Source organism: Methanobrevibacter sp., assembly GCF_030539875.1.
GTDB lineage: Archaea > Methanobacteriota > Methanobacteria > Methanobacteriales > Methanobacteriaceae > Methanocatella.
The window spans coordinates 17,664-35,058 of the sequence record NZ_JAUNXI010000019.1 but is presented as its reverse complement, the minus strand read 5'-3'; the positions used below and the strand labels follow the sequence as shown (position 1 = coordinate 35,058).

Annotated in this window: 15 protein-coding genes and 1 pseudogene; 15 read left to right on the top strand and 1 reads right to left on the bottom strand. The window is 28.8% G+C overall.

The window, feature by feature from the left end:
- From pglX to Q4Q16_RS07700, 8 genes are all read left to right on the top strand, one after another.
- The coding region (pglX, locus tag Q4Q16_RS07735; RefSeq protein ID WP_303347152.1) for a BREX-1 system adenine-specific DNA-methyltransferase PglX at nt 1-2,293 on the top strand (2,293 nt) is incomplete at its 5' end.
- A 73-nt stretch (nt 2,294-2,366) separates the two neighbouring features.
- Entirely contained in the window at nt 2,367-2,960 is a 594-nt protein-coding gene (locus Q4Q16_RS07730) for a DUF1819 family protein (protein WP_303347151.1), read from the top strand.
- Nucleotides 2,960-3,538, top strand: a complete 579-nt coding sequence (locus Q4Q16_RS07725; protein WP_011954748.1) for a DUF1788 domain-containing protein — start codon at nt 2,960-2,962, stop codon at nt 3,536-3,538. The genes Q4Q16_RS07730 and Q4Q16_RS07725 overlap by 1 nt, the downstream gene beginning before the upstream one ends.
- Before the next feature lie 4 nt (nt 3,539-3,542).
- Nucleotides 3,543-7,136: a BREX system P-loop protein BrxC gene (brxC, locus tag Q4Q16_RS07720; RefSeq protein WP_303347150.1), complete on the top strand. Its 3,594-nt coding sequence runs from the start codon at nt 3,543-3,545 to the stop codon at nt 7,134-7,136.
- A 10-nt stretch (nt 7,137-7,146) separates the two neighbouring features.
- Entirely contained in the window at nt 7,147-7,662 is a 516-nt protein-coding gene (locus Q4Q16_RS07715) for a DUF1802 family protein (RefSeq protein ID WP_303347149.1), read from the top strand.
- Complete coding sequence (pglZ, locus tag Q4Q16_RS07710; RefSeq protein ID WP_303347148.1) at nt 7,663-10,167, top strand: BREX-1 system phosphatase PglZ type A; 2,505 nt, start codon at nt 7,663-7,665, stop codon at nt 10,165-10,167.
- A gap of 11 nt (nt 10,168-10,178) precedes the next feature.
- Nucleotides 10,179-12,224: a protease Lon-related BREX system protein BrxL gene (gene brxL / locus Q4Q16_RS07705; RefSeq protein ID WP_303347147.1), complete on the top strand. Its 2,046-nt coding sequence runs from the start codon at nt 10,179-10,181 to the stop codon at nt 12,222-12,224.
- Between the two features lie 5 nt (nt 12,225-12,229).
- Nucleotides 12,230-12,370, top strand: coding sequence for a DNA/RNA helicase domain-containing protein (locus tag Q4Q16_RS07700; RefSeq protein ID WP_303347146.1), 141 nt, complete (start codon nt 12,230-12,232; stop codon nt 12,368-12,370).
- Here the strand turns inward: Q4Q16_RS07700 and Q4Q16_RS07695 are convergent.
- Nucleotides 12,360-12,479 (bottom strand): CRISPR-associated endoribonuclease Cas6, encoded by a 120-nt coding sequence (locus tag Q4Q16_RS07695; RefSeq protein WP_303347145.1) that lies wholly within the window; start codon nt 12,477-12,479, stop codon nt 12,360-12,362. The two genes, Q4Q16_RS07700 and Q4Q16_RS07695, sit on opposite strands and share 11 nt — an antisense overlap.
- 181 nt (nt 12,480-12,660) lie before the next feature.
- Here Q4Q16_RS07695 and Q4Q16_RS07690 point away from each other — a divergent pair, with 181 nt between their 5' ends.
- The 7 genes and pseudogenes from Q4Q16_RS07690 (at nt 12,661) to Q4Q16_RS07665 (ending at nt 17,329) form a co-directional block, all read left to right on the top strand.
- Nucleotides 12,661-13,143, top strand: coding sequence for a helix-turn-helix domain-containing protein (locus tag Q4Q16_RS07690; RefSeq protein ID WP_303347144.1), 483 nt, complete (start codon nt 12,661-12,663; stop codon nt 13,141-13,143).
- 165 nt (nt 13,144-13,308) lie between these two features.
- Nucleotides 13,309-13,719 (top strand): hypothetical protein, encoded by a 411-nt coding sequence (locus Q4Q16_RS07685; protein WP_303347143.1) that lies wholly within the window; start codon nt 13,309-13,311, stop codon nt 13,717-13,719.
- A pseudogene (locus tag Q4Q16_RS09290) lies at nt 13,628-13,819 on the top strand (transposase); the annotation flags it as partial. The gene Q4Q16_RS07685 and the pseudogene Q4Q16_RS09290, both read left to right, overlap by 92 nt.
- 18 nt (nt 13,820-13,837) lie before the next feature.
- Nucleotides 13,838-13,978, top strand: coding sequence for a hypothetical protein (locus Q4Q16_RS07680; RefSeq protein WP_303347142.1), 141 nt, complete (start codon nt 13,838-13,840; stop codon nt 13,976-13,978).
- 261 nt (nt 13,979-14,239) lie between these two features.
- The gene (locus Q4Q16_RS07675) at nt 14,240-14,527 is read left to right on the top strand and encodes a hypothetical protein (RefSeq protein WP_303347141.1); all 288 of its coding nucleotides are present in this window, start codon (nt 14,240-14,242) and stop codon (nt 14,525-14,527) included.
- Between the two features lie 337 nt (nt 14,528-14,864).
- Complete coding sequence (locus Q4Q16_RS07670; RefSeq protein WP_303347140.1) at nt 14,865-15,371, top strand: zinc ribbon domain-containing protein; 507 nt, start codon at nt 14,865-14,867, stop codon at nt 15,369-15,371.
- A gap of 65 nt (nt 15,372-15,436) precedes the next feature.
- Nucleotides 15,437-17,329, top strand: a complete 1,893-nt coding sequence (locus Q4Q16_RS07665) for a helicase C-terminal domain-containing protein (RefSeq protein ID WP_303347139.1) — start codon at nt 15,437-15,439, stop codon at nt 17,327-17,329.
- Nucleotides 17,330-17,395: the final 66 nt, after the last annotated feature.

Below are 17,395 nucleotides of genomic sequence, written 5' to 3'. Positions count from 1 at the left end.
ACAAGACAAAACCAATGAAAAAAATTGGAATTATTTATATAATGTATTTAAAAATGCAAAAGAATATGGTAGTATTTTAGATATTGAAAATATTAATTTTGATGAACTATTTGAAGCTATATGCAATTATGAATTAAATGAGAATAATTTAAATAAATATAAATACCAAAACGAATTTCGATTAATGAAAACTATTATTAGTCAGTCCAAATTACTTGCTAAAAACTATGATATTGTTACTACAAATCCCCCATACATGGGAAATAGTGGTATGAATTCCAATTTAAAAGATTATTTGAAAAAAAATTATCTAAATTCAAAATCGGATTTGTTTGCAGTATTTATTGAAAGATGTCATGATTTCTGTAATGAAAAAGGTTTTGTTGCAATGATTACTCAGCAATCATTCATGTTTTTATCAACATTTGAAAAATTAAGGGTTGAATTAATTAATAATCACACGATAATTAATATGGCTCATTTAGGAGCTCATGCATTTGAAGAAATTGGTGGTGAAGTTGTACAAGCAACAACTTTTGTTAATAGAAATAATTTAATTAAAAATTACAAATCAACATTCCACAGATTAACTGAGTTTAATTCAGAAAGCAGAAAAGAAGAAGAGTTTCATAATGATGAAAATACTTTAATTTTTAATCAATCTAATTTTGAAAAAATTCCTGGATCTCCAATAGCATACTGGGCAACAAATGAGATTATAAATGATTTTGAAAAGGGTGAAGATATTACCAGATACATTGATTCTTTTCAGGGAATAATAACTGGAAATAATGATAAATTTTTAAGATTTTGGCATGAAGTATCAATAGATAAGATAGCATTTGATAAAAATTCGTTCAATGAAATAGATTTGAATAGTAAATATTGGATTCCTTATAATAAAGGTGGAAAATTTAGAAAATGGTATGGGAATCAAGAATATATTGTTTATTGGAAATATGGTTCAAAAGATAAAACAAGAGGGAAAGCATCATTTTCAGATTTTTATTTAAAAGAGTATGTTTCATGGTCATATATTACTTCGTCAACATTATCAACACGTTATTTTCCAAATGGTTTTTTGTGGGATGTTGCAGGTTCTGGGATGTTTGATAAAGGAGATTTTATAAAATATTTACAAGCATTATTAACTAGTAAAGTTGGAATTACTTTTTTAAAGATTATCAATCCTACATTAAATTTTCAAGTAGAAAATATTCTTCAAGTTCCTATTATTTATAATGAATCATTCAAACAGGAAGTAGATAAATTAGTTACTCAGAATATTGATATTTCTAAATTAGATTGGGATTCTTTTGAAACTAGCTGGAATTTCATAAAACATCCATTTTTAAAATTTAATAGTGATTTAATTTTTAATAATTTCCAACAATGGTCAAAACAACAAAATGAATTCATTAATCTGATTTTTGAAAATGAATTTAAACTTAATGATATATTTATTAAAATTTATAATTTACAGTCAGAAATTTCTAACAATATTGTTAAAGAAGATATTACATTATATTGCCCTATATTGAGTAAGGATATTAAATCATTTATTTCTTATGCTGTTGGTTGTATGTTTGGTCGTTATAGTTTGGATAATGAAGGTTTACAATTTGCAGGAGGTAAATTTAATATAAATAATTATCATAAATTCATTCCAGATGATGATAATATTATCCCAATTTTAGATTCCGAGTATTTTGAAGATGATATTGTTAATCGTTTTGTAGAATTTGTAAAAACATGCTTTGGCAAAGAAACCTTAGAAGAAAACCTTGATTTTATAGCTAATGCACTAGCTAAAAATAAAAAACCTTCAAGAGAAAAAATCAGAGATTATCTCCTTAAAAACTTTTTCAATGATCACAAAAAAACATACAAAAAATGCCCAATTTACTGGCAATTTTCAAGCGGCAAAGAAAATGGTTTCAACTGTCTAATTTATATGCACAGATATGAACCAAGTTTAGTTGCAAGAATTAGAACAGATTACTTGCATAAAACTCAAAAAGCTATCGAACAAGCAATAGCTAACTGTGACAATATAATTAATCACTCATCATCAAAACAAGAAGTTGTAAAAGCAACTAAAGATAAAGCTAAACTTCAAAAACAATTAAAAGAAACACAAGAATATGATGAAGCACTATCTCACATAGCTAATCAAAATATAGAAATTGACCTAGATGATGGTGTTAAAGTTAATTACGCAAAATTCCAAAATGTCCAAGTTTCAAAGGAAGGTAAAAAATCTAAAAAAATTAACCTTCTAAAGAAACTTTAATTTTACATTTTCCGGGCAATACTTCAAAACTTTTATTATTAATTCAACACATACTAATAACAGTGATTATATTATGAAGTATAGTGCTGGAATTATGAGTCATTCATTTTGGTATCTTGAAACAAAAAACACTGCTGAATATCTAGCTGAAGATATTTCAAAAAAAGAGTTAATGGAGTTATCTTTAACTGAAAATATTTATCAGGTGGATAGTGAACGTAGAGCACGTGAATTGACTAATGTATGTTATCGTCGATTAAATGGATTTTCTAATGATTTATTAATATATTTATCAACTTGTGATCAAAATTCAGGTAGATTATTAGTTTTAATTTCAATTTTAAGAAATGATAAATTATTTTTTGAGTTTATGCATGAAGTCTTCAGAGAGCATATTATTTTAGGAAATTACATTATAAAAGATTCAGATTTAGATATTTTTTTCATGAATAAATCTAACCAAAGTGAAGTAATTGAAAATTGGAAAGATACAACTCTTCGAAAGGTTAAAACTAATTATAAAAATTTTTTAATTGAAGCAGGCCTTTTAGAAAAAGAAGAAGAGGATTATAAAATTATTTTACCATTTGTAGATTTTAAATTAAAAGAATTATTAACTCAAAATAATTTAACACCATTTTTAAATGCCATAACTGGAGGAATCTGATGAATATTGATGAGAAGCTTAGTAAAATTGAACCAAAAATTAAAGAGCCTTCATTTCTTGAGAATAAAGGTTTAAGTAATGAAGTAGGTTATTATATTTTTGATTATGATCCGAAATATGAACTTAAAGTTCGTGAAGAAGTTTCAAGGATTAAAAATAAAATCAATAATTCAAGTTATGCATTTACTATTAAAGAATTTGATTTATATGAAATTATCATTGATATTTTAAATGAAAGAGGTTATTTAGAAAAAGTTTTTAATTTTGAAGAAAAAAAAGGGATAGAATTTACAACTAAAGCAATTATCAGTCTTTTAAAATTAAATTCAGATAATAATAATGTTATTGTAAACTATATTTTAGAGAGAACTCCAGATAACTGTGTTGTATTTTTAACTGGTGTTGGAAAGGCTTATCCAATATTAAGATCACATAATGTTTTAAATAACTTACATCAAAAGTTAGACGAAGTTCCAGTTGTTTTATTTTTCCCAGGACAATATTCTGGCAGAGAATTAGTTTTATTTAATACTATTGAAGGAAGTAACTATTATCGAGCATTTCCATTGATTAGGTGAACATATGCAAATAAAAAACATGTTTGAAAAGGATATCGACAGGGATATCAAAGGAGTAATTAAAGTCGGTCAAAATGATGATGAAAATATTTATCAGGAACTGGATGAATATGTTGTTACAAATGAACTATTGAAACATTTTACTAAGTTTTTTTCAAGTTATAATAAGGGAATACAAAGTCCTACTGATGATATTGGTGTTTGGATTTCAGGGTTCTTTGGAAGCGGTAAATCTCACTTTTTAAAAATTTTATCATATATTCTAGATAGTAATCTTAAAGTTCATGGAAGAAGACCAATTGATTTTTTCAAGGAAGATGGAAAAATCAAAGATTCAATGGTTATTGGAGATATGGAAGCTGCAACAAATGTTAGTTCTGATGTAGTTTTATTTAATATAGATTCTAAATCATCATCACAATCAAGTTCAAATAAAGATGATATTTTAAATGTATTTGTAAAAGTTTTTAATGAAATGCAGGGCTATTGCGGGGGAATGCCCTTTTTAGCAGATTTTGAAAAAAAATTAGATGCAAAAAATAAATTTGAAGAGTTTAAAACAGAATTTGAAAATATCACCGGAATGAATTGGGAAGAATCAAGAGATGAATTCTACTTTATAAGTGATGATATTATACAAAGTGTTGTAAATATTGGATTTATGAGTGAAAACGAAGCTAATAATTGGGCTTCAAAAGCAGAAGACAACTTTAAGTATTCAATTGAAGATTTTGCAAATGAAGTGAAAGAATACTGTATCAATAAAGGAAATAATCATCATGTAATATTTTTAGTAGATGAAGTTGGACAATATATAGCAGATGATACTAAATTAATGCTAAACTTACAAACTATAGTTGAAGAATTAGGAATTAAATGTCATGGAAAATCTTGGGTTGTTGTTACGAGCCAACAAAACATTGATGATATCGCCAGAGATATAAAAGGAATGGATTTTTCTAAAATTCAAGGAAGATTTAAAACACGTTTATCTCTATCATCTTCAAATGTAGATGAAGTAATTAGAAGACGGATTCTAGCAAAAACTGATGTTGCCCAAAAAACTTTAGAAGCAGAATATCCAAGTTTTGAACCCATTTTAAAAAATATTTTAACTTTTGAAAAATCTGCTGAAATGAAAACATATGAAGATGCAAGAGATTTTGCGAATATTTATCCTTTTGTTCCTTATCAATTCAATCGTGTTCAGGATGTTTTAACATCAATAAGAGAACATTCATCATCAGGAAAACACATGGCTGATGGTGAACGTTCAATGCTTGCACTTTTCCAAGAGTCTGCAATTGAAATTAAAGATAAGTCTGATGGTGATTTAGTTCCATTTAACATTTTTTACAATGCTATTGAACAATTCATAGATCATACTAACAGTCAAGTGATAAATAAAGCAAGGAATAACAATGAATTATACTCTTTTGATGTAGAAGTTTTAAAAGTACTTTTCATGATTAAGTATGTAAAAGAAATTAAAGCCACATCTAAAAATTTAACAACATTATTAATTTCTAACATTAATGAAGATAGGCTTGATTTGCAAAATAAAGTTGATAAATCATTATCCAGATTACTTGAACAAACTTTAATCCAAAAAAATGGGGAGGTTTATTCATTTTTAACAAATGAAGAACAAGACATTAATCGTGAAATTAAAAATCAAATAGTTGATAATGGTGAAGTTTTAGATAATGCTGCAAATAGGATTTTCCAAGAAATTTACCCTAAAAACAAATATCGTTATAGCAATAGATATAATTTCCAATTTAATCAATCAATTGATAATAAAAAGATTAATAATAGAGAATTTGATATTGGAATGAGAATAATTACTCCGTTTTATACATCAGATTTAAGTGATTGCTCTCAAACTACTTTTGAAGAAAGTAATATGCATAATATTTTAAAAGGATTATCAGAATCTAACAATGAAGTTGTTGTACATTTACTTTCTGATTTAACAGTATTTGATGAAATAAAAGAAGCACTGCAAATTCAAAAATATTTAACTAAAAAAAGTGCTGAAATGAAGGTTGAACTCAGAAGCAGAAAACAAGAGGAATATAATGATAAAATAGAAAGAATCAAATTATTCCTTGAATCTTCTATTAAAGATGCAATAATTTATATTAAAGGAGATAAAGTAGATATTGCTGAAAAAAATGTTGAATCAAGACTTGATGAATCAATGGGCAAGTTAGTTGATAAAGTTTATAATAAATTAAGTTATATGGACTTTGCACCTGATAAAAGTGATATTAAAAAAGAATTAACAAATGAATATCAGCAGACACTGATAGCTAGTGAAACAAAAGCTATGAATGCAGTAAATGATATGGACAATTATATTTCAGATCAGTCAAAACTACATAATACTCTTACACTAAAAAGTCTACTAAACAGATATTCAAAAGCTCCTTATGGGTTTGTCAATTTGGATGTGCAATGGTTACTTGCTTCATTATTTGCACAAAAAAGAATTGTCTTAACAATTAATAGTGATGAAATTTCTTTAAGAAATACTGATGCCTCCAAAATTTTAGATTATTTAACAAAAAATGAATACTTAGAAAAACTATTGGTATCTGAAAAAGAAGTTATTGATAGTAGTAAAATTAGGAAAGTTAAAGAAGTTTTAAAAGAGGTTTACAGTTTGAATTTAACTCATGATAATGATGAAAGAATCATGGATGAATTTAAACGTGTTAATGCATCTAAAATTGAAGAAATTGATAAATGTCTTTTAGAATTTAGAATATCAAATAAATATCCTGGCAAATCAATATTGGAAGAGTCAAAAGAATTATTTAATGATGCTAACAATAAGAAAAACACATTGCAATTCTATAACTACGTGTCTGATAATGATGAAGAATTTTTGGATTTGGCTGAAGATTTAGATCCTGTTTTAGCATTCTTTAATGGAAGTCAAAAAGCTATTTTTGATGAATCCTGTGAAGTATATAAAGTTTATGAAGAAAATATTAACTTAATCAATGATTCTGATTTATCATATGTTGCATCTGAAATTGAAAGAATTATTTCAATGCCAAACCCTTATTCAAATATTAGAAAACTACCTGAATTAAACAATAAATTCACTACACATTTTGATGAAATATTGGAAGATAAAAAAACAATTATTTTAAATGGAGTAAAGGAAGATTATGAAAGTATCAAATTAAGACTAAATACTGATGAGTTGAAAGCTAAATTTGAAAATAAAGTTATATCTAAATTTGATTCACTTAAAAATAAATTGGATTCAGAAAAAAATATTGCTATTATTGATGGAATCACAATGGAATCAGAAAATCTTAAAAACAATTGCATCCATGAAATTGATTCATTTATTAATTCTATAACTTCTAATGATCCTCCAGAAAGTGCAATAAATAAACCAGTATCTCCACAACAACCAATTAATATTCCTGTGGAAGTGGATGTGGACATTAAAACAATAACATTATCACCTAAGGTTAAAATTGAATCTGAAGATCAAATTGATGAATTCTTACAAAAAGTAAAAACAGAACTTAAAAATAAATTAGAAAATGCAGATATTATTAATTTAAAACTATGAGGTTATTTAAATGTCAGAATCAATAACTAAATGTTTAAATGAATGGAATGCAACAATTGAAGCATTAGGTCAAGGAAAACAATCAATTTTAATTAGAAAATATGGTACAAATGTTGATGACTTTCTTTTATTTCCAACAGTAAGTTATGCCCTTAAAGATAATTATTTAGACAGTTTCCAAGAAGATTATAAAGATTTTGTTAGAGAAAATGCACTTCCAAATAAAAAGGATTCTAAATTTGAAGTAAAATATTATGCAAAAGTTGAAAAGGTTGTGGAAAAACCCTCAACTAGAATTGGTTCTTTAAATAATTATCATATCTGGACAAGAGACCATGTAAAATCATACTTAGGTAATTCAAAGGCACAAGTTTGGATTTTAAGAGTATATGAACTTGAAAGTCCCCAATATTTAAACAGAACCCGTGGAATGAGATATGCTAATGTAGATATGGAAGTTAAATTGGATAATTTAAAACCTGTATTGTCTGATAGTGAATTTGAAAGTATTTTAAAAGGGATTTAAATGAATCTTGAGGAAATTGAAAACCGGATAAATTCAATTATTGATGAGGCTTATCATCGCCAAATTGTCTTTTGGTATGATGAAAATCAGGAATTTATAGAAGATATTAATAATATTCAATTAAATAATGCTAAGCTACATATCTTGAAAGACAATAATTTGATTAAAACTAAATATCAAATCGAATTTGAAGATAAAAATTCTAATTATCTTGTTTATGCCCCATTCTCCCAACCTGATGATAATGAAAATTATTTAGCAGATTTAACCCATTATGCAGTTCCATTTTCTGCTGATAAGATTGAAATGATTGGACAAGAATTAGGGATTTCTCCTGAGTTTTATCATTTGCTTAAGAAGTATTCTTTATTTTGGAATGCTAAATCAAGAGTTAATGCATTTAAAGATTTGAATGTTTCTTTTACTGAATTAAATATTAAACAAGCTATTTTAGCAGTTTTGTCTAATCAGAAAACTTTAAATTTTGATTATATTGTTCGTGAAGTGATTATCAATAATTTTAATGAAGAAAATGAAATTATAAAAAACTTTGAAAAATATAATATCTTAGAAGATTTCTGGGAGTTAATTTCAAGGAAATTTAAATACTCAGAAGACAATCCATCTGTGAAAAGACTGGTCAGATTCTTAATTTTAAATTATACTGCACATTTATATCAAGGACCAACTCCAAAATCATGGGATGAATATTTAGTTTCTGATAAAAACAATGCTTTTATATTTATTAGTGAATTTATGGATAATGCAAATTATTCTGAATATTATGATAGAATAGCTAGAGAATTAGAATCAAAACTTAATATTACAAGCTTAAGTAAAACAAACATTGATTCTTACATAAATTGCGATTCATTTGAAAGATTCGATGAAAATATAATTAATCATTACACTGAATTATTATTTGAAACTAAAGTGGACTTAGGTGCTGAATTTAAAGAGATTTTAGAAAACAGAAAGAAAACTCATTTTTATCTAAAATATGAGGATAATTATGAAGTTTTAAAATATGCAAATTTATTTATTTCCTTAATTAATGAGTTTATGCGAAGTGAACTTCCAGAAAAACCTGAAGAAATTATTAAAGAATATTCTGAAAAATGGGTTTACTTAGATTCATATTATAGGAAATTCTATTACTTCTATGATAAATTAGATGATACTGAGTATCTTGAAGATTTAAGGCAATTAGTTGAAAACTTATATGTAAACCGTTTTTTAAGTGTAATTAATCCTAAATTCACTAAAAAATTAGCTGAAAAACCAATTTCTGAGTTAGACATTCCAAAACAATGGAAGTTCTTCAAACAACATATTCCAACTTCAATTAGGAAACATAAAACTGCAGTTATTATTTCAGATGCATTTAGATATGGCTGTGCAGTTGAATTATTCGCAGAGCTTGAAAAAGATCCAACAAGAACTCCGGAGATTAAACCAATGTTATCTACTATTCCATCATATACTGCATTAGGTATGGCCTCAATTTTACCTAATAAAGAAATTGTTTACGAAGGCGATACAATATTAGTTGATGGAATGAATTGCAGGTCAACTGATGAGAGGAATAACATTTTAAGTTCAAATGTTAATGAAGTAATTGCCATATCTTACGAAGATGTGGATAAATTAAAATCTAAGGAATTTAAAGAATTAACAAAAGGATTAAACTTAATTTATATTTACCATAATAAAATTGATGCTAGAGGAGACCATGCTCCTTCTGAAAATGAAGTGTTTAATGCTGCTCAAGAAACAATTGGAGATTTAGAAGTATTAATTAAAAGATTAAGAGATCAAGGTAATTTTGCTAAAATTTTTATTACTGCAGACCATGGATTTATTTATAAACGTGACAAATTAAAAGAGCATGATAAAGTTAATTTAGATAAATTCCCAGAAAAAAAACATAAACGTTTTATTTTATCTGAAAAACCTTTAAAAATAGATGGTGCAGTTTCTTTATCTATGGAATATCTAAACATGGATAGGTATGTTAATGTTCCGATAGGTGCAGATGTATTTAAAGCACAAGGTGCTGGACTTAATTTTGTTCATGGTGGAGCTAGTTTAGAAGAATGTATTGTTCCATTACTTGAAGTTAAAGCAGAAAAAGGTGCTAAAAACCAAAGGACTGTAGAACTTCAATTAATTTCAACTAAAAATAAGATTACAAATTATGATGTAATGTTAACATTTTTCCAAAAAGAAAACATTTCACAGGATGTTTTACCATTGGAAGCTTCAGTTTATTTTGTTGATGAGGATAATAATAAAATATCTGGTGAACAAATAATCTTTGCAGATAAGAATTCGGATTCGGCAGAAGATAGGGAATTTAAAGAACGTTTCAGATTACTGCAAAAACAATATGATAAATCTAAAAATTATTATTTAATTATTAGGGATTTAAAAGAAGATATTGAAGTTAATAGGATTCCATTTACAATAGATTTGGCTTTTCAAGATGGTTTTGACTTCTTTTAGGGGAGATGCTCATGGGTGGACATGATTTACAAGATGATTTAAATGAAAAATTGAAACAATATTTTGATGGTAAAATTGTAAGAAAAGATTTAACAAAAAGAGTTAAGGAGGGAGCAAATGTTCCAGTTTATGTTTTAGAATATCTGCTGGGTAAATATTGTTCTCAAGATGATGCTTTAGTTGAACAAGGTGTTCAAACAGTTAAAAATATTCTTGCAAATAATTATGTAAGGCCTGATGAAGCTCAAAAAATATTATCAAAATTAAGAGAGTATGGTTCTTATTCAATCATTGATGTTGTAACTGTTCGGTTAGAATATAAATTTGATACTTATTTGGCAACTTTCTCAAATTTAGGTCTTAAAGATATTCCTATCAATCCTGAGTTTCCAAAAAGATATGAAAGACTTTTAGGCGGTAATTTATGGTGTATGGTAAACTTAGAATATGATTTCGATGAATCTGACTTTAGAGCTAATACAATTAAAATTAAAGATTTGCAACCTATTCAGCTCCCGAATATTAATTTGGATGAAATATTAATCAATAGGAAAAATTTCACTAAAGATGAATGGATTGATGTAATTTTAAAATCATGCGGTATGGAACCCACCCAATTTGATGAAAGGGTAAAGTGGTTATTAATAGCTAGATTAATTCCACTTGTTGAAAATAACTTTAATTTATGCGAACTAGGCCCTAGAGGAACAGGTAAATCACATATTTATAAAGAAATCTCTCCAAATTCAATTTTAGTTTCAGGTGGTCAAACTACTGTTGCTAATTTATTTTATAATATGGCTACTAGACAAATTGGTCTTGTAGGATTATGGGACTGTGTTGCCTTTGATGAAGTGGCTGGAATCAAATTTAAAGACCAAGATGGAATAGCTATTATGAAAGATTTTATGGCTTCAGGTTCATTTTCCAGGGGAAAAGAAGAAAAAAATGCAAATGCATCAATGGTATTTGTTGGAAACATCAATCAAAGTGTTGAATCATTACTAAAAACATCCAGTTTATTTGATCCATTCCCAAATGAAATGGGAACTGATACAGCATTTTTTGATAGGATGCATTGTTATATTCCAGGTTGGGAAATACCAAAATACAGACCGGAATTCTTTACTGATGATTTTGGATTCATAACTGATTTTTTATCAGAATTCTTCCGTGAAATGCGTAAACGGTCATTTAATGATGCGTATCAAGATTATTTTAAACTTGGGTTTGACTTAAACCAAAGAGATGTAATGGCAGTTAACCGTATGGTTTCAGGTCTTGTAAAATTAGTTTATCCGGATGGTATTTTTGATAAGGAGGAGATTCGTGAAATCCTAGAATTGGCTCTTGAATCAAGAAGAAGAGTTAAAGAACAACTTAAAAAGATTGGTGGAATGGAATTTTATGATGTAAACTTTTCATATATTGATTTAGAAGAAAACCATGAAAATTATGTTGGAGTACAAGAACAATCAAGTAGCACTCTAATTCCGGACGGAGATTTAAAACCAGGACATTTATATTCAATTGGTGAATCCGAAAATGGAAAACTAGGTGTTTTCAAATTTGAAACAGAAATGATGAATGGATCTGGAAAATTCACACCAAGTGGCATAGGTTCTAAAAAACCAATTACAGAATCTGTAAAAATAGCTTATCAATATTTCAAGTCAAACGCAAACTCAGTTAGTGGGAATATTTCATATAAAGATAAAGATTATGTGATGCAGGTTAAAGATTTACATGGAGTTGGAATGACAAAGCAATTAACTTTGGCAACCTTTATAGCATTATGTAGTGTTGCAATAAATCGTCAAGTTATTCCTGCAACAGCCATATTAGGTAACTTCTCTTTAGGTGGAACTGTTGAAAAAGTACAAAACCTAGCTGATGCACTACAAGTTTGTCTTGATGCGGGAGCTAAAAAAGTTTTAATTCCAATGAGTTCATATGCTGATTTTGGTTTAGTTCCTCCAGAATTATTATCTAAATTTACAATGATTCCATATAATAATCCGGAAGAAGCAGTAATGAAGGCTTTAGGAGTGGAATAAGAGTAATGCCAATAGATGATGAAGAAATAATCAAAAACACTTATCGCACACTGATGATACGTGGAATGAAGGGATGTTATATTTACTGTGAAGACATGCTGCTTCAGGGTTATATTAAAAAACGGCTTGAAATGATTAATCGTTAGGTTCAATATATCTAATCATGCCAAAGCCCATAGAATTCTTTTCTCCAAGGCCTACATCATAGGCAAATTCAATTAAATCGATATCTCCTTCAAGAATTAAATCCATCATATATGCTCTGTGCTAAGTTGTATGGGGACCTTTGGGGATTGTTATTCTTTTTCTTTTAACATTAGCCATTTCGGAGCAGACTTTAATTTTTTTATCAGTGCTTTTAATTCCATTAAAAACACAATATTTTTTATAGTTAATTACCAAACTTTTATTATAGATGACTGACAAATAATAAATTATGTCAGGAAAATCCAAGGTTGATGTTTTAAAAAATGTGAAAAAAACAGCCCTTGATGAAGAAATCGCAAAATATGTTGCCTACCACAGGTATTATCAACGATTAATTGCAATTAGAATAATCAGTGAAGGTCATAGCATTGCGGAAGCTGCAAGAATAATTGGAAAATCATATCAAACAGTTCATCGATGGGCTAAAACATGTGAAAGTGAAGGTTTGGAAGGTTTAAAACCCTCATTTGGTGGTGGAAGACCTTCAAAATTGACATATGATCAACTAATTGAATTAGATAAAATCATTGAAGAAACACCTAATATGTCAATGAAAGACGTACATCTTCTTGTTAATGAAAAATTCAATGTAGATTATAGTTTAAAGCAAATAGGAAAAATTGTGAAAAAATTAGGATACAATTACAGCAAGGCATATCCCAAATTTTCAAAATCTCCTGAAGATGCTGAAAAACAGTTAAAAAAAACTTAGAAGAATATAATGTAAATTCAAACGATATTATAGCCTTATTTGACGAAGCATCATTTCAAAACGAACCATATACACAAAAATCACTCTATAAAAAAGGAACAAAACACACACAAACTATAAATCCATATAAATTCAAAATAAACGCCACAGGATCATTAGCAATAAATGGAAATTCAACCATCACAATCACAAACTCCTCAACAGCACCCCGAAATTGCAATAGCACTCTTAGAACTAAGATGTGCAAACACAAAGAATAAAAATACTGTAAAAATATTAAACAAAATCATAAATGAAGTAAACTTAACTGATGAAGAAATAGACGAAATTTTAATAGAAAACAACGAAAATAATAAAGTTTTCACAGAAAAAATTTTAAAAACAATAGAAAAATATAAAGACGATACAACCTCAACAATCGCCAGAATAATTGGAAAACACTGCAATCGAGAATCACTCAAAAATGTGAAAAAAAAGAAGAGAAATAAGAAGAAAAATAACCTTAAATCTATTAGAAAAAGAAAACATATTACTAAAAACACAAACCGAACAAAGAATATGTTTAATATTAGATAATTACAGCATCCACAAATCCGCATTTATCAAAAAAATAGCATTATATCTCAATATTACATTAATATACCTTCCTCCGTACTCGCCTCACTTAAATCCAATAGAACAAATATGGAGACAAATGAAAAGAGAAATAAAACATTATTATCTTAAATCAAAAGAATTTTTACAGGAATTAACAATAAAAACATATGAAGAATCAATTTCGGGAACAAAAGTTTATGACAAATGGCTCGAAACAGTTATACCAAAAGTTTGGTAATTAACTATAAAAGGAATTTTGAAGTTGTTTTTTGATTTAAGGTTAACTTTGAGTCTCATAACATCACATTTTAAATAGAATTATCTGTAACAGCTTAATAACAAGTTAATATAAATGTTTATATATTATATTTATTGATAAAAAATATAATAACAATATAAACAAAAATTATGGGTGATGTTATGGCCGGTCAGGAGTTATATACAACAATTGTTGGATTAAAAAATTATGAAGGAAGCAAAGTTTTTAAAATCGGATCTAGTGAAATTAGTTAAAGAGCCGGATAATGATTATGATATGGAGGCAATAGCCTGTGAGATTAAATATATTGGAAAAACGGGTTATATTGCTAACAGCACTCGTACTGTAACTAAAGGAACTATGAGTGCCGGAAGGATTTATGATAAAATCAATGACATTAGTTTTTGTGAGGTAAAATTTGTTTCTTCTGATGCGGTTATAGCAAAAGTTTTAAGTGATGAAGAGATTGTTGAATTGCAAAATGAAAATCCTGATGACGGTTTTTATCAATCACAGATTGTTGCTTAACAGTATCTGATTTAAATCTGGAATATGATAAGTTTGAAAAATAAAGATAGTGGGGTTAATTGTTTTATATATCAAAAGAGCCTTGATTTTTGAACTATTTGACAATTGCGACTGAGAAGATCATGTCATGTTTGATAGTGATTTAAACATGCCTGTTTTAGGTTCTGTGTAAAACCTGGTAATTTGAAATCTTTAAGATTTTAAAAATTGCCATTTATTATCACAAGACCTGTTTTTAAATATTCTAATTTTGTGCAGTTGCCTTGTATTTTAGAAAAATATTAAATCTATTAAATCTAAATATTAAATACAGAAGCCTTGAGGATTTGATGAGCCTATGACTGTTAACGATGATCATAATCACTTTTGCATTTACTGCGGTGCCGAACTGGAGTTTGACCAGAAATTTTGTATTCAGTGCGGAAGGGAGGTTTATCGAAAAAACCCTCCAAAAGTTGTCATATCAAAGTATGATAAGAAAATAGCTGAAATAGAAGAGGACTATAATCTAAAGCAGAGCAGGGCAAAGGAGCTGATTGACAAGCTTTTTGATCCGGCCCACATGACTTATAATAAGTTTTTATCCTCAATCAACAAATCCAATGAATTGTTTGCAGGTCAGCTTGATGTTACAAAAAAGATGATTGAAGTTGACAGTGATGATGAGCTTGTCAATGCCGAAATTGACAAAAAGATCCTAACATTGGAAATGTTTATTGACAAAATGGAAGATTTAATCGATGAGATGGTGATTCATTTAAGCTCCAATAAAAGTGATATTGATGCTGTTCATAATCTTTTCAGTGATATGGACGATTTAATAGATTCGGTTAAGGATTACTGATAAATTATTTTTCAAATGCTCTCGGCAATTCTTTTTATTTAAATAAATTAAGATATATTTTTTAGATGTCATGGCAATACAGCAGTTATTCAAAAATTAACCCTGAGGTTAAAAAGCACTTTCCTTTTGAAAATCCAAGAAAAGATCAGCTTGAAACAGTTTCTGAAATAGCTGACGCTGTAAATCAGGGATATAAATACATTGTACTTGAAGCCGGAACAGGAACCGGCAAATCAGCAATAGCTGCCGCATTGGCCGGCATGTCAGACTCATCATACATTTTAACCATCACCAAGCAGCTGCAGGACCAGTATCTGAGGGACTTTAATGATATTTCACTTGTCAAGGGCCGCATGAACTTTAAGTGTCTGCATTATTTAAATAAGTCTTGCGGCGAGGGAAAATGCATAGCCGAAGGTTTTGAGTGCAGGTTCTCACTTAAAAACAGGAAGGATGAAATACGTCCTGACAACACGTGCCCGTATTACTATCAGAAATACCTTGCATTAAATGCCAGAACAGTCATTTCAAACTATTATTACATGTTTTTGGAGCTTAATTATGTGGGGGACTTTCAGAAAAGGAATTTGCTGATTTTTGACGAGGCCCATAATTTGGAGTCTGCATTAATGGATGAGCTGACTTTGGAGTTTTCAAAAAGTGATTTGAAGGAATACCTTAATTTCAATCTGACAGATGAAAAAATCGAAGAGTTAAACGCTTATGGCTGCTCAAATTGGATTGGTTTTATTAGCGAGATTAAAGAAATGTATCAGGAGGAGTTAAACCGTCTCATAAGCTTAAACAGAGATGAGCTTTTAGAAAAAATAGCATTTATAAGACATCAGATCAATGACTCCAACCGTTTTATTGACCATATTGCAAGGGACCCTGAAATATGGATTTTCGACTGGGATGAAGAAAGCCAGACCGCACAGTTTAAGCCTTTAAAAATTGACAACTATGCAAAGGCCACCCTCTTTGACTTTGCCGATGTCTGTCTGTTTATGAGCGGAACGATTCTTGACTATAGGCTGTTTGCCCAGTGGCTTGGAATATCCCAAAGTGAAATTTACGCAATCAGGCGGGAAAGTCCTTTTGATATTAAAAATAATCCCATAATGGCTTTTGATGATTATAATCTCTCAAGAAATTTTATAAATGCAAATGCTCCAAAAACCATTAAAACTATAAATGAAATCTTAAATAGGCATGAAAATGAAAAGGGAATTATTCACACGGTCAGCGGGAAATGCAGGGATTTTTTAATGGACAACCTGGACAGTTCCAGACTAATAGCCCATGACAGTGATAACCGCAGTGAAATACTTGAGGAGTTCATCTCATCGGATGAGCCTTTAGTTTTAATATCTCCTTCAATGGGTGAAGGGGTTGACTTGCCAGGTGATTTGTGCCGTTTTCAGATTATGTATAAGCTTCCATTTCCAGATTGGGGAGACAGGCAGATTAATCAGAGAACAAGCATTGATAGGGAATGGTATGATTATAAAACGTGCCTTAGTCTTGTTCAGATTCACGGAAGGGGAATGAGATATGATGGGGATTACTGCATAAGCTATTTTATTGACAATCGATTTAAAAGTTATGTTCGAGGCATTCTTCCTGACAGTTTCCTTCCGGATTCATTTAAATCATCAATCAGAGGCTTTGAAGTTGATTTAATAGAAAAGCAGAAACTTATTGAAATGGGGGAGGGATATGTTGAGGACAGGGACTATGAACCGGCAATCAGATTCTTCAGTGAACTGTTGGATAATGATTTGTTTGTAAATGATGCTTATCCTTATTTTAATCTCTCAAAACTCTATTGCGAGACGGAATTATATGAAGATGAACTTCAGATTATTTTCAGATTCTTAAATTCAGGCATTAAATCAGAAAAACAGGATTACTTTAATGAGAGATTAAAAGAACTTTCCGATATGGGCTATATCTGACCGGCTTTTGTGATGTTGTCTGATTTATCATAGTGCCTGCCGGCAGCTAATAAACACAACTTATAT